The sequence below is a fragment of the Pectinatus sottacetonis genome (assembly GCF_015732155.1).
GTDB classification, from domain to species: domain Bacteria; phylum Bacillota; class Negativicutes; order Selenomonadales; family Selenomonadaceae; genus Pectinatus; species Pectinatus sottacetonis.
In genome coordinates, this window is the sequence record NZ_WIQK01000001.1 from 1,441,338 (window position 1) to 1,459,896 (window position 18,559).

Genomic DNA, 18,559 nt, shown 5'->3' on the forward strand with positions numbered 1-18,559 from the left:
TCTATGAATTACAGGAGCATTTTTATGAGGTCAATGTTATCAGCAATAGCTTTATTTATTGTTATCAATTAGATAATAGGCAAGACGCAGTGCTTCATGCTGGATTTCTTTTAGTGGAACATTTTTTTTCTTTGCTAAACGATAACAGTCATCGTATTCCGCAGAAATATTGTTTACACTGCCATGATATTGGCTTATTTTACAGTGTACCTGTCCATAAACTGTAGAAACAAGTTTTGTTTTTCTTTGCAGAGAAACACGTGTAGTATGGTTTATTCGTATGCCTAAGGTGGTGGTTTCTTTGAAAATAATATCACAGCAGGTTTTACAGATATTTTTATTTATCAGTACACAGAGCATTTGAGCCGGACGATTCTTTTTCATTATTATAGGAGTTACCCAGACATCTAATGCTCCCGCAGTAAATAATGACTCGCTGACATAATTAAATATCTGCGGATTCATGTCATCTATATTGACATGTATAAGTAGCAGGTCTTCTTCCAGGGGCGTTTCCGTGACATTTTCTATATACATTCTAAGCACATTGGGATAGTCCAGATCCCATGTTCCCGCACCATAAGCAATATTATTGAAAGAGAAATCAGTTTGTTTTAAATACTGCTTTTGTGCCAGAGCAGCTATAAGAGCAGCTCCAGTTGGAGTGACCAACTCTTTGGCAGTAGTTCCGGTCATTATTTTAAATCCCTGTAATAATTGGGCAGTGGCAGGAGCAGGAATTGGCATTTTACCATGATCACAGTCAACAAAGCCTGTTCCAGTATGTAGGTTAAAAACAAAAATGTTTTTTACATCAAGATATTTCATACAGATGGCAGTACCAACTATGTCTATGATAGCATCAACAGCGCCTACTTCATGAAAATGTATTTTATTTATATCAGCATCGTGAACTTTTGCCTCTGCACTAGCTAGTTTAGTAAATACAGTAAGAGCTGTTTTTTTCACTATAGGATCTAGGGAGGATTTTTTTATTATGTCCTTTATATTATCTAGACAGCGGTGGGAATGCGATTTATTTATTAAATTAACATTGAAATAAACAGCGTGCAGACCTTGCTTATCTACCTTATCTATAGTTAAAGTATATTCATTGTTTAAGTTGAGCTTTTGTAATTCCTGTCTAAGATATTCTTCTGGTACGCCTGCATCGAGAAATGAACCGATAAACATATTACCACTTATACCAGAGAAACAATCAAGATATATATTTTTCATAAAACCACGCTCCATATTAGAAATTTATGTTATTTTTTATGCTGATGTATATAAATAATAATAATAACGGCAATAATAATAACACATATTAACAGGCTGAAATCGTGTCCAACGGCAAGCATTTTTTTCCAGTTTTCACCGAGAAAATTACCTATATATATAATTAAGATAGTCCAGGGTAGGGAGCCGGCAAAAGTACAGGCAATAAATTTTTTAATATTAATTTTAGCAAAGCCTGCTGGCAAAGAAATAAATGTGCGAACGACAGGGAGCATACGGCTGAAAAAAACGGCTTTTAAACCGTAATTGTCAAACCACTTTTGAGCGGCAGCAACATGGTCTTTCTTCATAAAAAAATATTTGCCATATTTCTCCACAAAAGGCCGGCCACCTAAAAAACCGATGTAATATGTTATTATTGAGCCAATCATGCCACCAATTATACCAGCAATTACAGCTTCAGCAAAATTCATTTTTCCAGCAAAAACAAGATATCCGGCAAAACCCAGGATAAGTTCGCTAGGAATAGGAATACATGCATTTTCCAATGCCATCAATAGAGCTATGGCTAAATATCCCCAGGAAGTGATGAACTGTAAAAATAAAGTTGAATATTGTTCCATGTAATAGTTCTCTTTTCTTTTTTTAAATAGTATTATAATATTGATTATACAATATTTTATTCTATAGCTCTAGTGTATAAGTTTATTTAGATTTATATGGCTTAAGTATCTAATCTAGTTAATATACTAGTTAGGGATTATGATATAATAAAAAAATGTAATTTATATGAAGAAGGGATTAGAATGAAAATAAAGAAAACGATAATTGTAGCAGCAATTGTCATGGGAACATTGACTACCGTTGTGCAGACAACACAGGCGTTTAATTTGGGCAGTTTGTTAGGCAGTGCTTTAAAAATTAGTGGAATATCAATATTGGTAGATAGATTTGCAGTTCCTTTAAATACAGGGATAAATAAGCTGCTATCTCAAAATGGTATGGGAACTTCATATGCTACCAAAGTGGTGCCAATAATTTCAGTTGGCAATGGTTCATATGTTGGGGCAGCACAGGTTACTGGACCACAGGATGCTATTGATAAAACAAAAGCAGTTTTACAAGTTGAAGGCGATTTTGCTGATAGCAGATTCAGGATAAAAGGTCTTATCCCCATAAATGCTAAAAGGATAACAAACGTTTCTCGGGTGCAGGGAGTCGGTGTTTCTGCCCAAATAGATGTTAAGATATAATAAGTAAATAAAAATATAAGGTACTTTTATTGACAATACAGCTAATTAATTGTATCATAAGTTACTAGAATAAACCGTAAAACTGTTGCTTTTGGGCATATATTTTTACGAGACATTCACCGGATTTATAGTTCAAGTGTGGATGGTTTATGGGCAGGGCATTGTCCATTGTAGAGAGAATTTGCAAGACCTGTTATTTTAGCAGGCATAGTTCGGTAATATCTCAAAATTCTTTGACTTTAGTTGTGAGAATATGCCAAGACAAAATTTAATATCAGTGAAACAGGTGTCCTAGAGACTTAAAAGAGAAGTAGGTTTAAAGCCAACGCGGTCCCGCCACTGTAATGACGAGCAAATCTGTACGAATGTCACTGTGACAGTTATAACTGCATGGGAAGGCACAGATAGCTATGACTCAGAGCCAGGAGAACTGCCTGTTTGTCGATCACCGTTACATAATTTTATCTATAAGGCAGACTTACTGTTTGTTTTAGGGTAAGCTGTCTATATAAGCAATTATGTAGTACCTGCGAGAGATAGGTAGGTGGTATTTTCGGACAATATTTTTGATATTTGTCAGTAAATGCTTTCTGTTGTGATTGTTACTACAATAGAAGGCATTTTTTTCAGACGGTTGATGGATATTCATTGCCTGAGTACGTGATTGAGCACTGAAAAATTTGTTAATTAACAAAATTTTTAGGAGAGTGTTGTAAAATGAAGTTTAGTTGGAAAAAAATGTTAGTTACTTCAGTGGCCTGCATGGCGATGACAGGATTCATGGCTACTTCTTACGCTAGCTACAAATTGAATCCAGAAGTTAAAGATGCTACACCAGCATTGAAAGAAGCTGCTGAAATTGGAGTGCGTACTTATAACAACCCACAGATGGTAAATGTAAAAAACAAGGATGCTATTTTGGTAATGAGCTTTGGGACTACATACAAAGATTCACGTAAGAAGACGATTGAAAGAACTGTACAGGCAATTCAGGCAGCTCATCCTAATACCAAAGTTATTTTATCATTTACGTCACATATCATTATAGATAGAATAAAGGCACATGAAGGAATTACAATTCCAGATCCGGAAAAAGCTCTTAAAGAACTGAAGAAAGAAGGTTATACCCGTATAGCTATAGCTTCTTTGGATGTTATTCCCGGGATGGAATATTCATATGACACAGCAGTATATGATCTGTATAAAAAAGATTTCAAAAAAATGACTATTGGTGTACCTGCAATGTATTGGATGGGACAGGAACATCAGCGTGATGATGTAACAGAATTCTTGAAAGCATTTTCGACGCAGTTCCCTAAAAATATAGCTGCTGATGAAGCTGTATTAGTAATGGGCCATGGAACTCCGAATCCTAATAATGCATATTATTCCGTTATCCAGAATCATATGAACATGTTGAACATGCACAATGTATATATTTACACAGTAGAAGGATGGCCTAGCTTGGAAACCATTATTCCTCAGTTAAAGGCAAAAGGAATTAAAAAAGTAACCCTTATGCCGATGATGATGGTAGCAGGTGATCATGCTCATAATGATATGGCGGGTAATACTGCTGAATCTCATAAATCGATTTTGGAAAAAGAAGGATTTGAAGTAAAGACTTATATTCATGGATTAGGCGAAAATGCAGCAGTACGCAATATATTTGTAGAACGTGCTAATGAAGCATGGAATGCATTAGAAGCAAAATAATAAAAAAACCGTCTGCTCATAAATATATATGATAACTTTATAATGGGGCTGTAGTACGTAAACATTTTCGATTATAATATTGCAATATCCCGTTTTCCTATCTGGGCTTAAAACAGTAGGAATACATGGAGGTAACTGCATCTTTATAAAGCTGATATTGTTCGTACGACAGCCTCATTGTGCTAAAAAAGTTTTTGCCTTTAAGAGAAAAATTTTGTATAATTCTATATTGTGTGTATAAATTATTATATTTGAGGAGAGTTATTAATGACAGGTATTTTTTATGGTATAGGTGTTGGACCAGGCGATCCTGATTTGCTTACAATGAAGGCAATAAAAACATTAGAAAAAGTTGACGTTATAATTGCGCCAAAAACAGAAAAAAAAGATGGTAGTGTAGCTTTATCGATAGCTGGACCATATTTAAAAGAAGATGTTGAAATTGTTTATCAGGTTTTTCCTATGGTTACACATTTTGAAGAATCTCCTCAAAGCTGGCATAAAAATAAGACGGAAATATTAGCATTGTTGAACAAGGGTAAAAATGTAGCCTTTTTAACATTAGGAGATCCAATGTTCTACAGTACATATATTTATGTTTATAGATTATTAAAAGCAGAATGGCCGAAAATAGAAACTATTCCGGGAATTCCCGCATTTTGTGCTATTGCAGGAAGACTAGAATATCCTCTGGTAGAAGGAAATGATATAATAAGCATCATTCCCGCTACAGCAGAACCAAAAAAAATCGATAAGGTATTATCTGTTTCAGATAATGCAGTTATTATGAAGGTTTATAAGAACTTTGATGATATAGTGACTACGCTGAAAGATAAAAATCTGGTAAAAAATGCTGTAATGGTAAGCAGATGCGGACTCCCGGATGAAGAATGCATTGATGATATTGAAAAAGTAAAAAAAGTTCCTAATTATTTATCGACGATTTTAACGCGCCGTAGAAAATAGGAGAGGATTTTGAATGAATAGAAAAATAGTATTTCTATTTACGTGTGTGTTTATTATGGCAGGGATTTTTTCCGGCTGTGCGAATAATAATTCGCAAAATGCAAAAACATCGTCATATTTAACAATAACTGATGATGCTAATCGCACAGTTACACTTAACAAAAAACCTGAACGGATAGTGGCATTATCCACTTCTTTTTTAGAACCACTGCATGCAGTAAAGGCACCAGTTGTGGGCTGTCCGTCATCAAAAATGGGAGTGCCGGCATATTATAAGGATCTTCCTAAAGTTGGGGCCGTATATAACATAAATATAGAAAAAGTTGTTGGTTTGAAACCTGATTTGGTTATAGCTATGAAGGGGATGAATGACAAATTTGTTTCTACCCTGGAAAGTAATAACATTCCAGTGATTGTGCTGGACATGAAAAGTTATGATCAGGTAAAACATTGTGTAGCTCTTTTTGCTCAGATAACAGGAGAAAAAGAAAAAGGCACAGCAGTGAATCAGAAAATGGATCGGGAAATAAAGCTGATTAAAGATAAACTGCCTAAAGAAACGAAAAAAGTAGCCATACTGCATAGCACAGCGCAGGATGTTACAGTCCAACTTGATGGTTCCATAGCAGGATCAGTAGCAAAAATGCTTGGTTTTACCAATGTAGCTTCAGATATAAAGTCACCTGATGGCGGCAATGAATCGGCACCATATAGTTTAGAAGTTTTAGTGAAAAAAGATCCTGATGTTATTTTTGTTACCAGCATGGGAGATCTTAAGACGATAAAAAAAGCAATGAAAGACAATGTGGAAAATAATGCTGCATGGCATACATTGCGCGCAGTAAAAGAAGGACATATATATTATTTGCCGCAACATTTATTTCTGCTGAATCCGGGACTGCATTATCCGGAAGCGGTAAAGATAATGGCACAGAAAATTTATCCTGAAATATTTCCTAAAAAGGATAAATAATAGTTGTTAAAATATAAGGGCTTGTTGTACATAGCATCGTTTGAATTAATGCATATACCTAAAACTTATTCGTCTCTAATAAAGTCGTGATTAGCTAGGGGATTTGCTTTAGGATGGCATGTACAGCGGCTCTAATTTTTTCGTGCAGGGGGGAAGCAATGGAAACCGGGAAAAATAAAAAATGGGGGATGAATATTTTTGTCTGGAGAATATTTATTTTAGTGATGTTAGCGATACTAGTGCTAGTAAGTTTTTTTATAAGTATATCACAAGGGGCAGTAAATATTCCTTTTAGAGAAATTATGCGAATGTTTAGTTCAGGAGCTAGTGTTGACCAGCAAATAATGATGAACATCAGATTGCCACGTACAATATTAACAGCACTTGTAGGAATGAATCTTGCTGTTTCGGGGGCAATTTTACAGGCTGTTATGAGGAATCCGCTGGCCGATCCGCATATAATAGGTATTTCATCAGGGGCGGGGATAGCGGGTATTTTTATAATGATAGTATTGCCACAGTATAGTTTTTTGATAACACCAGCAGCGTTTATCGGTGCAATGGCAGCCGCTATATGTATCTATATTTTGGCGTGGAAAAATGGCATAAAACCATTACGTATTATTCTGGCAGGAGTAGCAGTAGCTTCGTTTATTGGGGCGGGGATATCTGCATTATTGATTTTGTATAGTGATAGAGTTCATGGAGCATTAATGTGGATGGTTGGTGGTTTTGCTGCCAGGTCATGGATACATGTGCAATTAATATTACCATACACAATTGTAGGCATAATAGCTGCATTGATGTTTACCCGGCATCTTAACGTGCTGCAGCTGGGAGATGAAATTGCTAAAGGATTGGGGATGAATGTAGAAGTTATCAGAATACTGCTTACAGCTATAGCGGCTTTATTAGCAGCTAGCGCAGTTGCAGTTGCCGGCCTACTGGGATTTGTAGGATTGATAATCCCTCATACAGCCAGACTTATAATTGGCAGTGACTATCGTTTTTTGCTGCCTGCATCAATACTTCTCGGCAGTATTGTTGTAATATTAAGTGATACTGTAGCTAGATGCGCTTTTGCACCATTAGAACTTCCTGTAGGCATTTTTATGGCAGCTCTGGGGGCACCTTTTTTCCTCTTTTTGTTAAGGAGGCAGTTATAAATGGCACGATTATCAATGAAAAATATTTCTGTTACTATACAGCATAAAAATATATTACAAGATATAAGTCTTTCTTTTCCGGAAGGAAAAATAACTGCTATTCTAGGACCTAATGGGTGCGGAAAATCAACATTGTTAAGAATTGCCACGGGCTTTTCGCATGATTATCAAGGACAGGTAACTTTAGATGATAAATTATTACGTGATTTATCGGCGAAAACTATTGCCAGAAAGATAGCCGTGCTACCTCAAACAGTTAGTGTTCCCCCTGATTTAACAGTCAGGCAGCTTGTTGCTTATGGACGGTTTCCCTATAAAAATTTATTTAGCAATAATAATGCTGATGATAATAAAATAATTAACTGGGCAATGCAGCAAACCAGTATAGTAAACTTAGAACAAAGACAGCTTACAACTCTGTCTGGCGGCGAAAGACAAAGAGCGTGGATTACGATGGCTCTTTGCCAGCAGCCAGAAATACTTATTCTTGATGAGCCTACCACGTATCTGGATATAGAACATCAGCTGGAAATAATGCAAATAATAAAAATGCTCAATGAAAAACAGCAGATAACAGTGGTAATGGTTTTGCATGACATAAATCATGCCCGTATGTATGCTGATAAAGTTGTAATTATAGATAAACATACTATTGCTGCACAGGGAGATCCTTATAAGATATTATCTGTTGAACTTCTTGACAGGGTTTTTAACGTAAAAGCCATGCTTTATCAGAATAAAGAAAATGAAATAAACCAAGAAATAATTTTTCCTATTGCTTTATCGCATGATAAATAAAATTGAGTTTGTACAAGTAAAAATTAATAATTTTTACTAGATTATAAAACAGTCCATAACTTTTATAAGGCCCTTTGGTATTCTAAAAATAGGAAAATACTTCATACGAATAAAAGTTTTTATGTGGTATAATAGGGCATAAGTTTTGGGCCGCTTTTGTATAATAATGTCAGATTTTCTGTATTCGCAATACACTGGAGAAAATAAAAATTGCTGATGTGTGAAAACATCAGCAATTTTTATTAGTTCTATATTAAATAAAAACCATTATAATAATTTCTTTATTTTTTTTCGTGCTGTCGTTTAGCTTTGTATGAAGCATAACGTGCCTTTCCCGCTTCAAAATCTTTCTTTTCCTCATTAGTGTTAATTTCCAAAGGTGGAATATGGGCAGGCTTAGAATTACGATCTAAAGCAACCATAGTGAAATAGGCAGATAGAGCAGGGAGCGGTGGTGTATGAGAGCGTAAATCCTCTACTTGAACATTGACATAGACTTCCATAGACGTATTACCGGCAAAAACTATTTTGGCAGAACAGATCACCAGATCGCCTACTTTTATCGGCTGGTGGAACTGGAGTTCATCAACTCTTGCGGTTACTACATTAGTCCGGGCGTAGCGGCGTGTTACAGCATAAGCACACGAATCCATGATTTTCATTATTTCTCCGCCATGAATATTACCTTCAACATTGGCTTGGCTGGGCATCATTATTTCTGAGATAATTAAATTTTTTTCCTGCAAAGTTTTACACTCCTTTACATTTTATTTGTTAAATTATATCAATTGGGTGTTATATACAAGCGGTTTGCCAAGTCTTTAATATAAATAAAAACAATTGGAATTAGTAAAAACATAATTGATATAAATATAACATAGATATATTTTACAATGTTTTAAATTGATGTCAAGTAATTAATATATTTGGGCTAGTGTATGGACAATTTTTACATGAGGATGTTTGATAAATTCTTCATAAGAGGTTTGTCCAGTGAGAACAGCCGTAAAATCTACAGAAGCATTTTGAGCTGTCTGAGCATCAGTTAAGCTATCACCAATATACATAGCGGACTTAGGGTCTGCCTGTAGAAAAGCCAAAGCTTGTAATAAAGGTGTGGCAGAAGGCTTAGGCTGCTTGGCATTTTCTGTGCCGATAATAATATCAATGAGGGAGGTTATATTTTCATTGGCTAAAGTTTCCAGAATGCGATGTTTTGTTTTATTGGAAATAATACCCAGATTATAATGCGCAGCTTTCAATTTTCTCAGCAAGGGAATAGTTTCAGGATATAAGTATGTATTTTCAGTCATATATTCATCAGCATATAAACTGTATTCTTCCTGTAATTTTTTTACAAATTTGGTATCTTTTTCTCCCGTTAGAATGGTAATTGCTTCAGGCATAAAAAGACCAATAGTTTTTTTTATAGAAAAATTGTTTTGTGGAGGATAATCGTGATTTGCCAGTAATTTTTGGAAACACATTACTATGCCTGCCTCAGAATTGGCAAGTGTGTAATCAAAGTCGAAAAGATATGTCTTATATTCCATAATATGTTTTATATGATAGTTGAAATAATATCATATTTTCCTTTCTGTGTTAATTTTATAATGAGCATATATTGAAAACTCTAAAATTATTATAAGCGAGATATTATATTTGCACAATTAATTTGTTATACTTTATATATGATTCTTTTAAAATATCATATTGGAGGCATTTGAATGGTAAATTTACGTAAATATTTCGAGACCGAAATAACCCGAAAAAGTGCGCGGGATTTTTTACGATATATTGGCCCGGGAATATTGATCACAGTTGGATTTATAGATCCTGGTAATTGGGCTTCCAATTTAGCAGCCGGATCTCAATATGGTTATGACCTGTTGTGGATGGTAACACTTTCTACCATTATGCTAATTATTTTGCAGCATAATGCAGCCCATTTGGGAATAGCCAGCGGACTATGCATTTCTGAGGCTGCCGTATATTATCTGCCTAAGTGGTTGTCTGGGGGGTTGCTGTTCTCGGCAATGGCTGCTGCCGTATCGACTGCTTTAGCAGAAATATTAGGAGGGGCAATAGCTTTACAACTTTTATTCAGGATCCCAATAATGTATGGATCGATTTTTATGGCAATCTTCTGTGCTTTTTTATTGCGTTCAAACTCATATCGAAAAATGGAAAAAATTATTATTGCCTTTGTGTCACTTATCGGATTGTCATTTATTGCTGAACTATACATAGTTCCTATAGAATGGACTAAAGCAGCGATAGGATGGGTATATCCCGCGCTGCCGCATGGATCGTTGGTAGTGGTGATGAGCGTATTAGGGGCAGTAGTAATGCCGCATAATCTTTTCTTACATTCAGAGATAATTCAAAGCCGGCAATGGAATCTGGAAAATGAAAAAATTATTGAAAGACAGCTGAAATATGAATTTATGGATACTTTTTTTTCTATGATAATAGGCTGGGCTATAAACAGTGCCATGATTTTAATTGCTGCTAGTGTATTTTTCACCCATAATATTATCGTAGATGATTTAGCACAGGCTGTTTATATTTTAAAGCCGTTATTAGGTTCTCATGCAGCTGTTTTGTTTGCGGTAGCACTTTTATTTTCGGGGTTGTCTTCAACAACAACGGCTGGAATGGCCGGCGGCAGCATATATGCAGGTTTGTTTAAAGAACCATATGATATAAAAGATCGTCATTCCTGGCATGGCGTAGTTATAACTTATGCAATTGCATTAGTCATATTGTTTTTTATAACGAATCCTTTTGATGGATTAATATATTCCCAGATGGCACTTAGTATGCAGCTGCCATTTACTATATTTTTGCAGATTTATCTTACATCATCCAAGAAAATAATGGGGAAATATGCCAATAATCTAAGACAGAAAATTTTATTAGGAATAATTGCCGCTATAGTTGCAGTGCTCAATATAATGCTTCTTGGTGAAATGTTCGGTATTTGGTGATAAAAAAAACAGAGCAATATAATAGTGTAAACCAATAAAAAAGTATTAATGATAGTCATTTTTGTAAAAAAAAAGTTATCCACATATTTATCAACATAATATACAAAAATGTGGATAACTTTTATACATGACCACAGGAAAGATAGCTGCTGTCTATACAATGCAGATAATAAAATGTAATGAATGTAGTAAAAAATGATACATTTGCTGAAGGATGATGAATTTATGCCGCCAGAATGGGAAGCTTGCATGAGACTTGTTTTATCAGCTGTTTTAGGAGGTCTTATTGGTTATGAAAGACAGTATAAACATAAATCAGCAGGACTTAGGACAAATATTTTAGTTTGTGTTGGATCATGCCTCATTATGCTTTTATCACAGCTTTTATATAGTAATGTAGAAGGTCGGACAAATGCTGATCCAGCGAGACTGGCAGCGCAGGTTGTTAGTGGTATAGGATTTTTAGGGGCAGGAGCCATAATAAAAGAAGGTGTAAATATTATTGGGCTGACAACGGCCGCCTGCATTTGGGTAGTTTCTGGTGTAGGACTTGCTGTTGGGGCCGGGTATTATAGTGGCGCTGGTATTACATCGGTGATAGTATTCATAGTACTGGTAACATTATCACGTATGGATCGATGGATGGATCATGATAAACTTAGTATAGTAATAACTATGCAGGATATTCCTGGGCAAGTTATGAAAGTATATACATATCTACATGATAATCACATAGTTATAAAAAGCATACAGATCATAGCACTTCCCAATAATTTGCTCAGGCTGGAACTGATTATTCATACGCAAAAAAATATTACAATGGATAAGTTAGATTGTGAATTGGCTGAGCTGGAAAATGTCATTAATGTAGAAGTTAGCTGAGCTGACAAAATAGACTGTTTTAACTGAGAAAATATTATTTTCCTATAGTCAATAGCAATATATAGAAGTGGCTTAAATAAATCATGCTTATTAAGCCCGTAGTGTATTTGAGTAAATTTTAATTTTTATATAAAAAAATTAACAATAATGGTGGTCGCTATCTAATTATTATTAAGAATTATGGACTTTTATAATATCAGCAGGTGTGGCAGCTACGGCTTTTATTAAGTCAGCAGGAGATAATAGCAACTGTTCACCACGTTTACCGGCACTGACAGCAATCTGTGTCCATTTTAAAGCTGATTGGTCTATGAATACAGGATACTTTTTTTTTGTACCTAAGGGAGAACAGCCGCCTCTCACATAACCGGTTAGAGCCTGTACATCTTTGAGATGAACCATTTCCACTTTTTTATTAGTACTTATTGCAGCTAGTTTTTTCATATCGAGTTCATCATCACCTGGTATACAGCCCATTAAAATTCCTGTCTTATCGCCACGGACCACCAATGTTTTAAATATAGTTTTTATATTCATTCCTGTTTCAGCAGCAACATGTACAGCACTGAGATCGGAAAGATCAACTGGATATCCTTTTATTTCATAACTTATATCCAAACCATCCAGAATACGTGCAGCATTAGTTTTTTTCATATAAACAAGGCTCCTTTGTAATTATTGATAAATCAATACAATTATATTGTATTTCGCAAACTTAAAAGTGTCAAAATAAGGATTTATAATTACATTCTTTTATAATTAGTGCATATAATGAACAGATAAAATTGGTTTACAAGGCTGTAAAATAAAGCTTGGCGGCAGTGTTATGATAAATAGAACAGGGAAAAAGATAAAAAAGGAAGAAAAAAGATAAGAAAAAGTATTGACAAAATATACAGGATTAGATATAATAATTTCTGCGCTCGAGAGAGCGGCCGGGACTTAGAGGGCTAAAGAAATTTAACTTAAAAAAGTTCTTGACAAACGAAAAGGTTTTTGATAGAATATAAAAGCTGACTCGTTGAGGCAGGCACCTTGAAAACTGAACAATACATCATTATATGTTTTCTAAAATATACCAGATGTGCGGTTTAAATATAAACCTGAAACAATTCTTTAAACAACAAATGAAAGAGCCAAATTGGCTCTCCGATAAATTTAATGGAGAGTTTGATCCTGGCTCAGGACGAACGCTGGCGGCGTGCTTAACACATGCAAGTCGAACGGGGCTTTTATTTCGGTAAGAGCCTAGTGGCAAACGGGTGAGTAACGCGTAGGCAACCTACCTTCAAGATGGGGACAACATTCCGAAAGGGGTGCTAATACCGAATGTTATAAAAGCTTTGCATGAAGCTTTTATCAAAGATGGCTTTGGCTATTACTTGGAGATGGGCCTGCGTCTGATTAGCTAGTTGGTGACGGTAACGGCGCACCAAGGCGACGATCAGTAGCCGGTCTGAGAGGATGGACGGCCACATTGGGACTGAGACACGGCCCAGACTCCTACGGGAGGCAGCAGTGGGGAATCTTCCGCAATGGGCGAAAGCCTGACGGAGCAACGCCGCGTGAACGAGGAAGGTCTTCGGATCGTAAAGTTCTGTTGCAAGGGACGAATGGCAATATCGCTAATATCGGTAATGCATGACGGTACCTTGTTAGAAAGCCACGGCTAACTACGTGCCAGCAGCCGCGGTAATACGTAGGCGGCAAGCGTTGTCCGGAATCATTGGGCGTAAAGGGAGCGCAGGCGGATAGTTAAGTGGATCTTAAAAGTGCGGGGCTCAACCCCGTGATGGGGTCCAAACTGGCAATCTTGAGTGCAGGAGAGGAAAGCGGAATTCCCAGTGTAGCGGTGAAATGCGTAGATATTGGGAAGAACACCAGTGGCGAAGGCGGCTTTCTGGACTGTAACTGACGCTGAGGCTCGAAAGCTAGGGTAGCGAACGGGATTAGATACCCCGGTAGTCCTAGCCGTAAACGATGGATACTAGGTGTAGAGGGTATCGACCCCCTCTGTGCCGGAGTTAACGCAATAAGTATCCCGCCTGGGGAGTACGACCGCAAGGTTGAAACTCAAAGGAATTGACGGGGGCCCGCACAAGCGGTGGAGTATGTGGTTTAATTCGACGCAACGCGAAGAACCTTACCAGGGCTTGACATTGATTGACGTATCCAGAGATGGATATTTCTTCTTCGGAAGACAAGAAAACAGGTGGTGCATGGCTGTCGTCAGCTCGTGTCGTGAGATGTTGGGTTAAGTCCCGCAACGAGCGCAACCCCTATTATCTGTTGCCAGCACGTCAAGGTGGGAACTCAGATGAGACTGCCGCGGACAACGCGGAGGAAGGCGGGGATGACGTCAAGTCATCATGCCCCTTACGTCCTGGGCTACACACGTACTACAATGGGATACACAGAGGGAAGCGAAGGAGCGATCTGGAGCGGAACCCAAAAAATATCCCCCAGTTCGGATTGCAGGCTGCAACTCGCCTGCATGAAGTTGGAATCGCTAGTAATCGCAGGTCAGCATACTGCGGTGAATACGTTCCCGGGCCTTGTACACACCGCCCGTCACACCACGAAAGTCATTCACACCCGAAGCCGGGAAAGGGCCTTATGGAACCGACCGTCTAAGGTGGGGGCGATGATTGGGGTGAAGTCGTAACAAGGTAGCCGTATCGGAAGGTGCGGCTGGATCACCTCCTTTCTAAGGATTTTTAATAAAATCTGTCGAGTGCATCTGGAAACAAGCATATCAGGGGCAGGTAGCTGCAACTGGGAAGCTTGATGTATTGTTTAGTTTTGAGGGTTTCTTCCCTCAGAATAATTGATTTATAAAACAGTAATGTTTAAAATAAATTAATCTTGCACATTGAAAACTACACAGAAGAAAAGCAAAGAACAATTATCACCAATGCCAAACTTGTGAAAATGAGAATGGCGAGGGAATAGTTGGACCAAGCACAAAGGATTATAAAGAAATACGCCAAGATAAAACGTATGAACTTATAGCAAAGGTGGCATTTTATAAGTAAGATTATGAAATGCAAAAACAGATTGCGGCAGTTATTATGATACCAGGCAGAGCTTAAAGCACTAGCAGGGATAATAATAACCAAGCAATACTGATAAGTTAAGTGAACAAGGGCATATGGTGGATGCCTTGGCGCCAGGAGTCGAAGAAGGACGCGGTAAGCTGCGAAAAGGTACGGGGAAGAGCAAGCATCTATTGATCCGTACATATCCGAATGGGGCAACCCGATAGAAAAAGTTCTATCATCCGAAAGGAAGACAAACCCGGGGAACTGAAACATCTAAGTACCCGGAGGAAAAGAAATCAAACGAGATACCCAAAGTAGCGGCGAGCGAAATGGGTAAAAGCCCAAACCATATTACTTCGGTAATATGGGGTTGAGGACTGACAAAAATGCTGAAACATTTAGCCAAATGACTTGGAAAGGTCAGGCATAGAAGGTAAAACCCCGGTAGGCAAAAAGTGGGGCAGCATGGTCAGTATCCAGAGTATCGCGGGGCACGAGAAACCTTGCGAGAAGCTGGGGGGACCACCCTCCAAGGCAAAATACTACCTGGCGACCGATAGCGCATAGTACCGTGAGGGAAAGGTGAAAAGAACCCCGGAAGGGGAGTGAAATAGAACCTGAAACCGTATGTCTACAAGCAGTCGAAGCTCCGTAAGAGAGCGACGGCGTGCCTATTGAAGAATGAACCGGCGAGTTACATTATATTGCGAGGTTAAATGGAAAACATGGAGCCGAAGCGAAAGCGAGTCTTAATAGGGCGGCAAGTAATATGGTGTAGACCCGAAACCGCAGTGATCTATGCATGCCCAGGTTGAAACGCAGGTAAAAATGCGTGGAGGACCGAACCCGTGAGTGTTGAAAAACTTTGGGATGAGGTGTGCATAGGGGTGAAATGCCAATCGAACGCGGAGATAGCTGGTACTCCCCGAAATAGCTTTAGGGCTAGCCTCAAGGGAAGATTACAGACGGTAGAGCACTGATCAGGCAAGGGGGCGTAAAGCCTGCCGACCCTAGTCAAACTACGAATGGCTGTAATAAAATACTTGGGAGTCAGACTGTGAGTGATAAGACCCATAGTCGAAAGGGAAACAGCCCAGACCACCGGCTAAGGTCCCAAATGCTGTGCTAAGTGGAAAAGGATGTAGGACTTCATAAACAACCAGGATGTTGGCTCAGAAGCAGCCATCATTAAAAGAGTGCGTAATAGCTCACTGGTCGAGAGGCTCTGCGCCGAAAATATCCGGGGCTCAAGCACAGAACCGAAGCCGTGGCAGGATGTAGCAGTACATTCTGGGTAGGGGAGCATACTGTATGCGACTGAAGATGTACCGTAAGGAGCATTGGAGTGTACAGCAGAGAGAATGCCGGTATGAGTAACGACAAGAACAGTGAGAATCTGTTCCACCGAAAGCCTAAGGATTCCTGGGCAACGCTCGTCGACCCAGGGTAAGTCGGGACCTAAGCCGAGGCGAAAAGCATAGGCGATGGACAACAGGCAAAAATTCCTGTACCGTTTTATTTTGTTTGAATGATGGAGTGACACAGCAAGCAGTTTGAGCGTACGGATGGAAGAGTACGTCGAAGCCGGTAGGCTGTGCAGCAGGCAAATCCGCTGCATAAGAGCCGAGAAGTGATAGATAGGTAAATCTACGGATGAGCCGAATTCAAATGAGCTACACTGTCGAGAAAAGCTTCTAGTGAGAAATAAAGCGCCCGTACCAAAACCGACACAGGTAGGCACGGAGAGAATCCTAAGGTGCGCGGGACAACCCTCGTTAAGGAACTCGGCAAAATATATCCGTAACTTCGGGAAAAGGATAGCCGCAGGCAGTGAAGTCCGAACGGATGGAGCAGCAGGCGGTGGCACAAGAGAGGCCCAAGCGACTGTTTAGCACAAACACAGGTGCCTGCGAAAGAGAAATCTGACGTATAGGTGCTGACACCTGCCCGGTGCCGGAAGGTTAAGAAGAGAGGTTAGGAGCAATCCGAAGCTTTGAATTGAAGCCCCGGTAAACGGCGGCCGTAACTATAACGGTCCTAAGGTAGCGAAATTCCTTGTCGGGTAAGTTCCGACCCGCACGAAAGGTGTAACGACTTGGGCACTGTCTCAACGAGGGACCCGGTGAAATTGAAATACCTGTGAAGATGCAGGTTACCCGCGACTGGACAGAAAGACCCCATGGAGCTTTACTGCAGCTTGGCATTGATATTCGGTAAATGACGTACAGGATAGGTGGGAGACTTAGAGATACATGCGCAAGTATGTAAGGAGTCATTGTTGGGATACCACCCTTTATTTAACGGGCATCTAACTGGAAGAGTAACGATCTTCAAGACAGTGCCAGGTGGGCAGTTTGACTGGGGCGGTCGCCTCCGAAAGAGTAACGGAGGCGCCCAAAGGTTCCCTCAGCGCGGCCAGAAATCGCGCAAAGAGTGCAAAGGCAGAAGGGAGCTTGACTGCGAGACCAACAAGTCGAGCAGGTGCGAAAGCAGGGCTTAGTGATCCGGTGGTACCGAGTGGAAGGGCCATCGCTCAACGGATAAAAGCTACCCTGGGGATAACAGGCTAATCTCTCCCAAGAGTCCATATCGACGGGGAGGTTTGGCACCTCGATGTCGGCTCATCACATCCTGGGGCTGGAGCAGGTCCCAAGGGTTGGGCTGTTCGCCCATTAAAGTGGTACGTGAGCTGGGTTCAGAACGTCGTGAGACAGTTCGGTCCATATCCATCGCGGGCGAAAGAAACTTGAAGGGGGCTGCTCCTAGTACGAGAGGACCGGAGTGGACGAACCAATGGTGTACCAATTATCCCGCCAGGGGTACAGTTGGGTAGCTACGTTCGGAAAGGATAAACGCTGAAAGCATCTAAGCGTGAAACCTGCCTTAAGATGAGGTTTCCCATAGCGCAAGCTAGGAAGGCACCTTGAATAACACGAGGTAGATAGGTCGGGAGTAGAAGTATTGTGAAATATGAAGCAGACCGATACTAATAAGCCGAGAACTTAACTTAAAAAACAATTTGACTGCTTGGTCTAATTTTCTTCTGTGAAGTTTTGAGTGTGCAAACACTTAAAAAAGATACAAAAGAGTAGAGATTATATAAAGGATATTGAAAGTATGGTAGAAAAAACATGTTCGCACAGTTCTTTTTACGTGGTTTATTTCTGGGTACTGGAAGATAAGATTTATTAATAAGAAGCGCATTTGCGCTGCTCACTCTGCGTACTTTATCTCTAACTGCTAAAGCACTAAGAGCTAAAGCATCTGGTGGCGATACCTGGATGGATCCACCTGTTCCCATTCCGAACACAGCAGTTAAGCATCCACAGGCCGAAAGTACTTGGGGGGCAGCCCCCTGGGAGGATAGGTTGCTGCCGGTTAAAAGCGTCTATGATTTTAGTTAAACTATTGTCATAGACGTTTTTTTATGTTGTTTTTTAGAATTATTAATTTGTCAAACGATAAAAAGCGCCGTCAGCGGCGCTTTTTTTATAGGAGAAAACCCTCAAAAACAATATTGCCGTATTTCATACCC

At 39.1% G+C, this 18,559-nt stretch carries 13 protein-coding genes, 3 rRNA genes and 1 riboswitch; of the genes, 11 read left to right on the forward strand and 5 right to left on the reverse strand.

Annotation, left to right across the window (positions count from 1 at the left end; translation table 11 throughout):
- Positions 1 to 51: 51 nt before the first annotated feature.
- Together larC and I6760_RS06630 are read right to left on the reverse strand one after the other, a co-directional pair.
- A complete protein-coding gene (gene larC, locus I6760_RS06625) occupies positions 52 to 1,239 on the reverse strand; it encodes a nickel pincer cofactor biosynthesis protein LarC (RefSeq protein ID WP_196593710.1) in 1,188 nt (395 codons plus the stop codon).
- A 29-nt stretch (positions 1,240 to 1,268) separates the two neighbouring features.
- Positions 1,269 to 1,862, reverse strand: a complete 594-nt coding sequence (locus tag I6760_RS06630) for a DedA family protein (RefSeq protein WP_196593711.1) — start codon at positions 1,860 to 1,862, stop codon at positions 1,269 to 1,271.
- A 183-nt stretch (positions 1,863 to 2,045) separates the two neighbouring features.
- Between I6760_RS06630 and I6760_RS06635 the strand changes: the two genes are divergently transcribed.
- The 6 genes from I6760_RS06635 to I6760_RS06660 all read left to right on the forward strand — a co-directional run bounded on the left by I6760_RS06635 (position 2,046) and on the right by I6760_RS06660 (position 8,111).
- The gene (locus I6760_RS06635; protein ID WP_196593712.1) at positions 2,046 to 2,492 is read left to right on the forward strand and encodes a hypothetical protein; all 447 of its coding nucleotides are present in this window, start codon (positions 2,046 to 2,048) and stop codon (positions 2,490 to 2,492) included.
- A gap of 267 nt (positions 2,493 to 2,759) precedes the next feature.
- Positions 2,760 to 2,944: riboswitch (cobalamin riboswitch) on the forward strand.
- A 265-nt stretch (positions 2,945 to 3,209) separates the two neighbouring features.
- The gene (locus I6760_RS06640; RefSeq protein WP_196593713.1) at positions 3,210 to 4,208 is read left to right on the forward strand and encodes a sirohydrochlorin cobaltochelatase; all 999 of its coding nucleotides are present in this window, start codon (positions 3,210 to 3,212) and stop codon (positions 4,206 to 4,208) included.
- 267 nt (positions 4,209 to 4,475) lie between these two features.
- Positions 4,476 to 5,174 carry a precorrin-2 C(20)-methyltransferase gene (gene cobI / locus I6760_RS06645; protein WP_196593714.1) on the forward strand — a complete coding sequence of 233 codons (699 nt, stop codon included), beginning with the start codon at positions 4,476 to 4,478 and terminating at the stop codon, positions 5,172 to 5,174.
- 13 nt (positions 5,175 to 5,187) lie between these two features.
- On the forward strand, positions 5,188 to 6,147 hold the full coding sequence (locus I6760_RS06650; protein WP_196593715.1) for an ABC transporter substrate-binding protein: 960 nt from the start codon (positions 5,188 to 5,190) through the stop codon (positions 6,145 to 6,147).
- A 158-nt stretch (positions 6,148 to 6,305) separates the two neighbouring features.
- Positions 6,306 to 7,313 (forward strand): FecCD family ABC transporter permease, encoded by a 1,008-nt coding sequence (locus I6760_RS06655; protein ID WP_196593716.1) that lies wholly within the window; start codon positions 6,306 to 6,308, stop codon positions 7,311 to 7,313.
- Positions 7,314 to 8,111, forward strand: a complete 798-nt coding sequence (locus I6760_RS06660; protein ID WP_196593717.1) for an ABC transporter ATP-binding protein — start codon at positions 7,314 to 7,316, stop codon at positions 8,109 to 8,111.
- A 281-nt stretch (positions 8,112 to 8,392) separates the two neighbouring features.
- Here I6760_RS06660 and I6760_RS06665 read toward each other — a convergent pair whose 3' ends face one another.
- Together I6760_RS06665 and I6760_RS06670 are read right to left on the reverse strand one after the other, a co-directional pair.
- On the reverse strand, positions 8,393 to 8,824 hold the full coding sequence (locus tag I6760_RS06665; protein WP_196593718.1) for an acyl-CoA thioesterase: 432 nt from the start codon (positions 8,822 to 8,824) through the stop codon (positions 8,393 to 8,395).
- Between the two features lie 204 nt (positions 8,825 to 9,028).
- Positions 9,029 to 9,664: an HAD family hydrolase gene (locus I6760_RS06670; protein ID WP_196593719.1), complete on the reverse strand. Its 636-nt coding sequence runs from the start codon at positions 9,662 to 9,664 to the stop codon at positions 9,029 to 9,031.
- Between the two features lie 174 nt (positions 9,665 to 9,838).
- Between I6760_RS06670 and I6760_RS06675 the strand changes: the two genes are divergently transcribed.
- Together I6760_RS06675 and I6760_RS06680 are read left to right on the forward strand one after the other, a co-directional pair.
- On the forward strand, positions 9,839 to 11,101 hold the full coding sequence (locus I6760_RS06675; protein ID WP_196593720.1) for an Nramp family divalent metal transporter: 1,263 nt from the start codon (positions 9,839 to 9,841) through the stop codon (positions 11,099 to 11,101).
- A gap of 195 nt (positions 11,102 to 11,296) precedes the next feature.
- Positions 11,297 to 11,983, forward strand: a complete 687-nt coding sequence (locus I6760_RS06680; protein WP_407947299.1) for an MgtC/SapB family protein — start codon at positions 11,297 to 11,299, stop codon at positions 11,981 to 11,983.
- Positions 11,984 to 12,154: 171 nt separating this feature from the next.
- On the opposite strand, the gene ybaK is transcribed toward I6760_RS06680, so the two are convergent.
- Positions 12,155 to 12,637, reverse strand: coding sequence for a Cys-tRNA(Pro) deacylase (gene ybaK / locus I6760_RS06685; protein ID WP_196593721.1), 483 nt, complete (start codon positions 12,635 to 12,637; stop codon positions 12,155 to 12,157).
- 504 nt (positions 12,638 to 13,141) lie between these two features.
- Between ybaK and I6760_RS06690 the strand changes: the two genes are divergently transcribed.
- From I6760_RS06690 to rrf, 3 genes are all read left to right on the forward strand, one after another.
- Positions 13,142 to 14,690 (forward strand): 16S ribosomal RNA (locus I6760_RS06690).
- 424 nt (positions 14,691 to 15,114) lie between these two features.
- A 23S ribosomal RNA gene (locus tag I6760_RS06695) occupies positions 15,115 to 18,034 on the forward strand.
- Between the two features lie 253 nt (positions 18,035 to 18,287).
- Positions 18,288 to 18,404 (forward strand): 5S ribosomal RNA (gene rrf, locus I6760_RS06700).
- The 16S, 23S and 5S rRNA genes sit together here, the layout of an rRNA operon.
- The last annotated feature ends 155 nt before the right edge of the window (positions 18,405 to 18,559 follow it).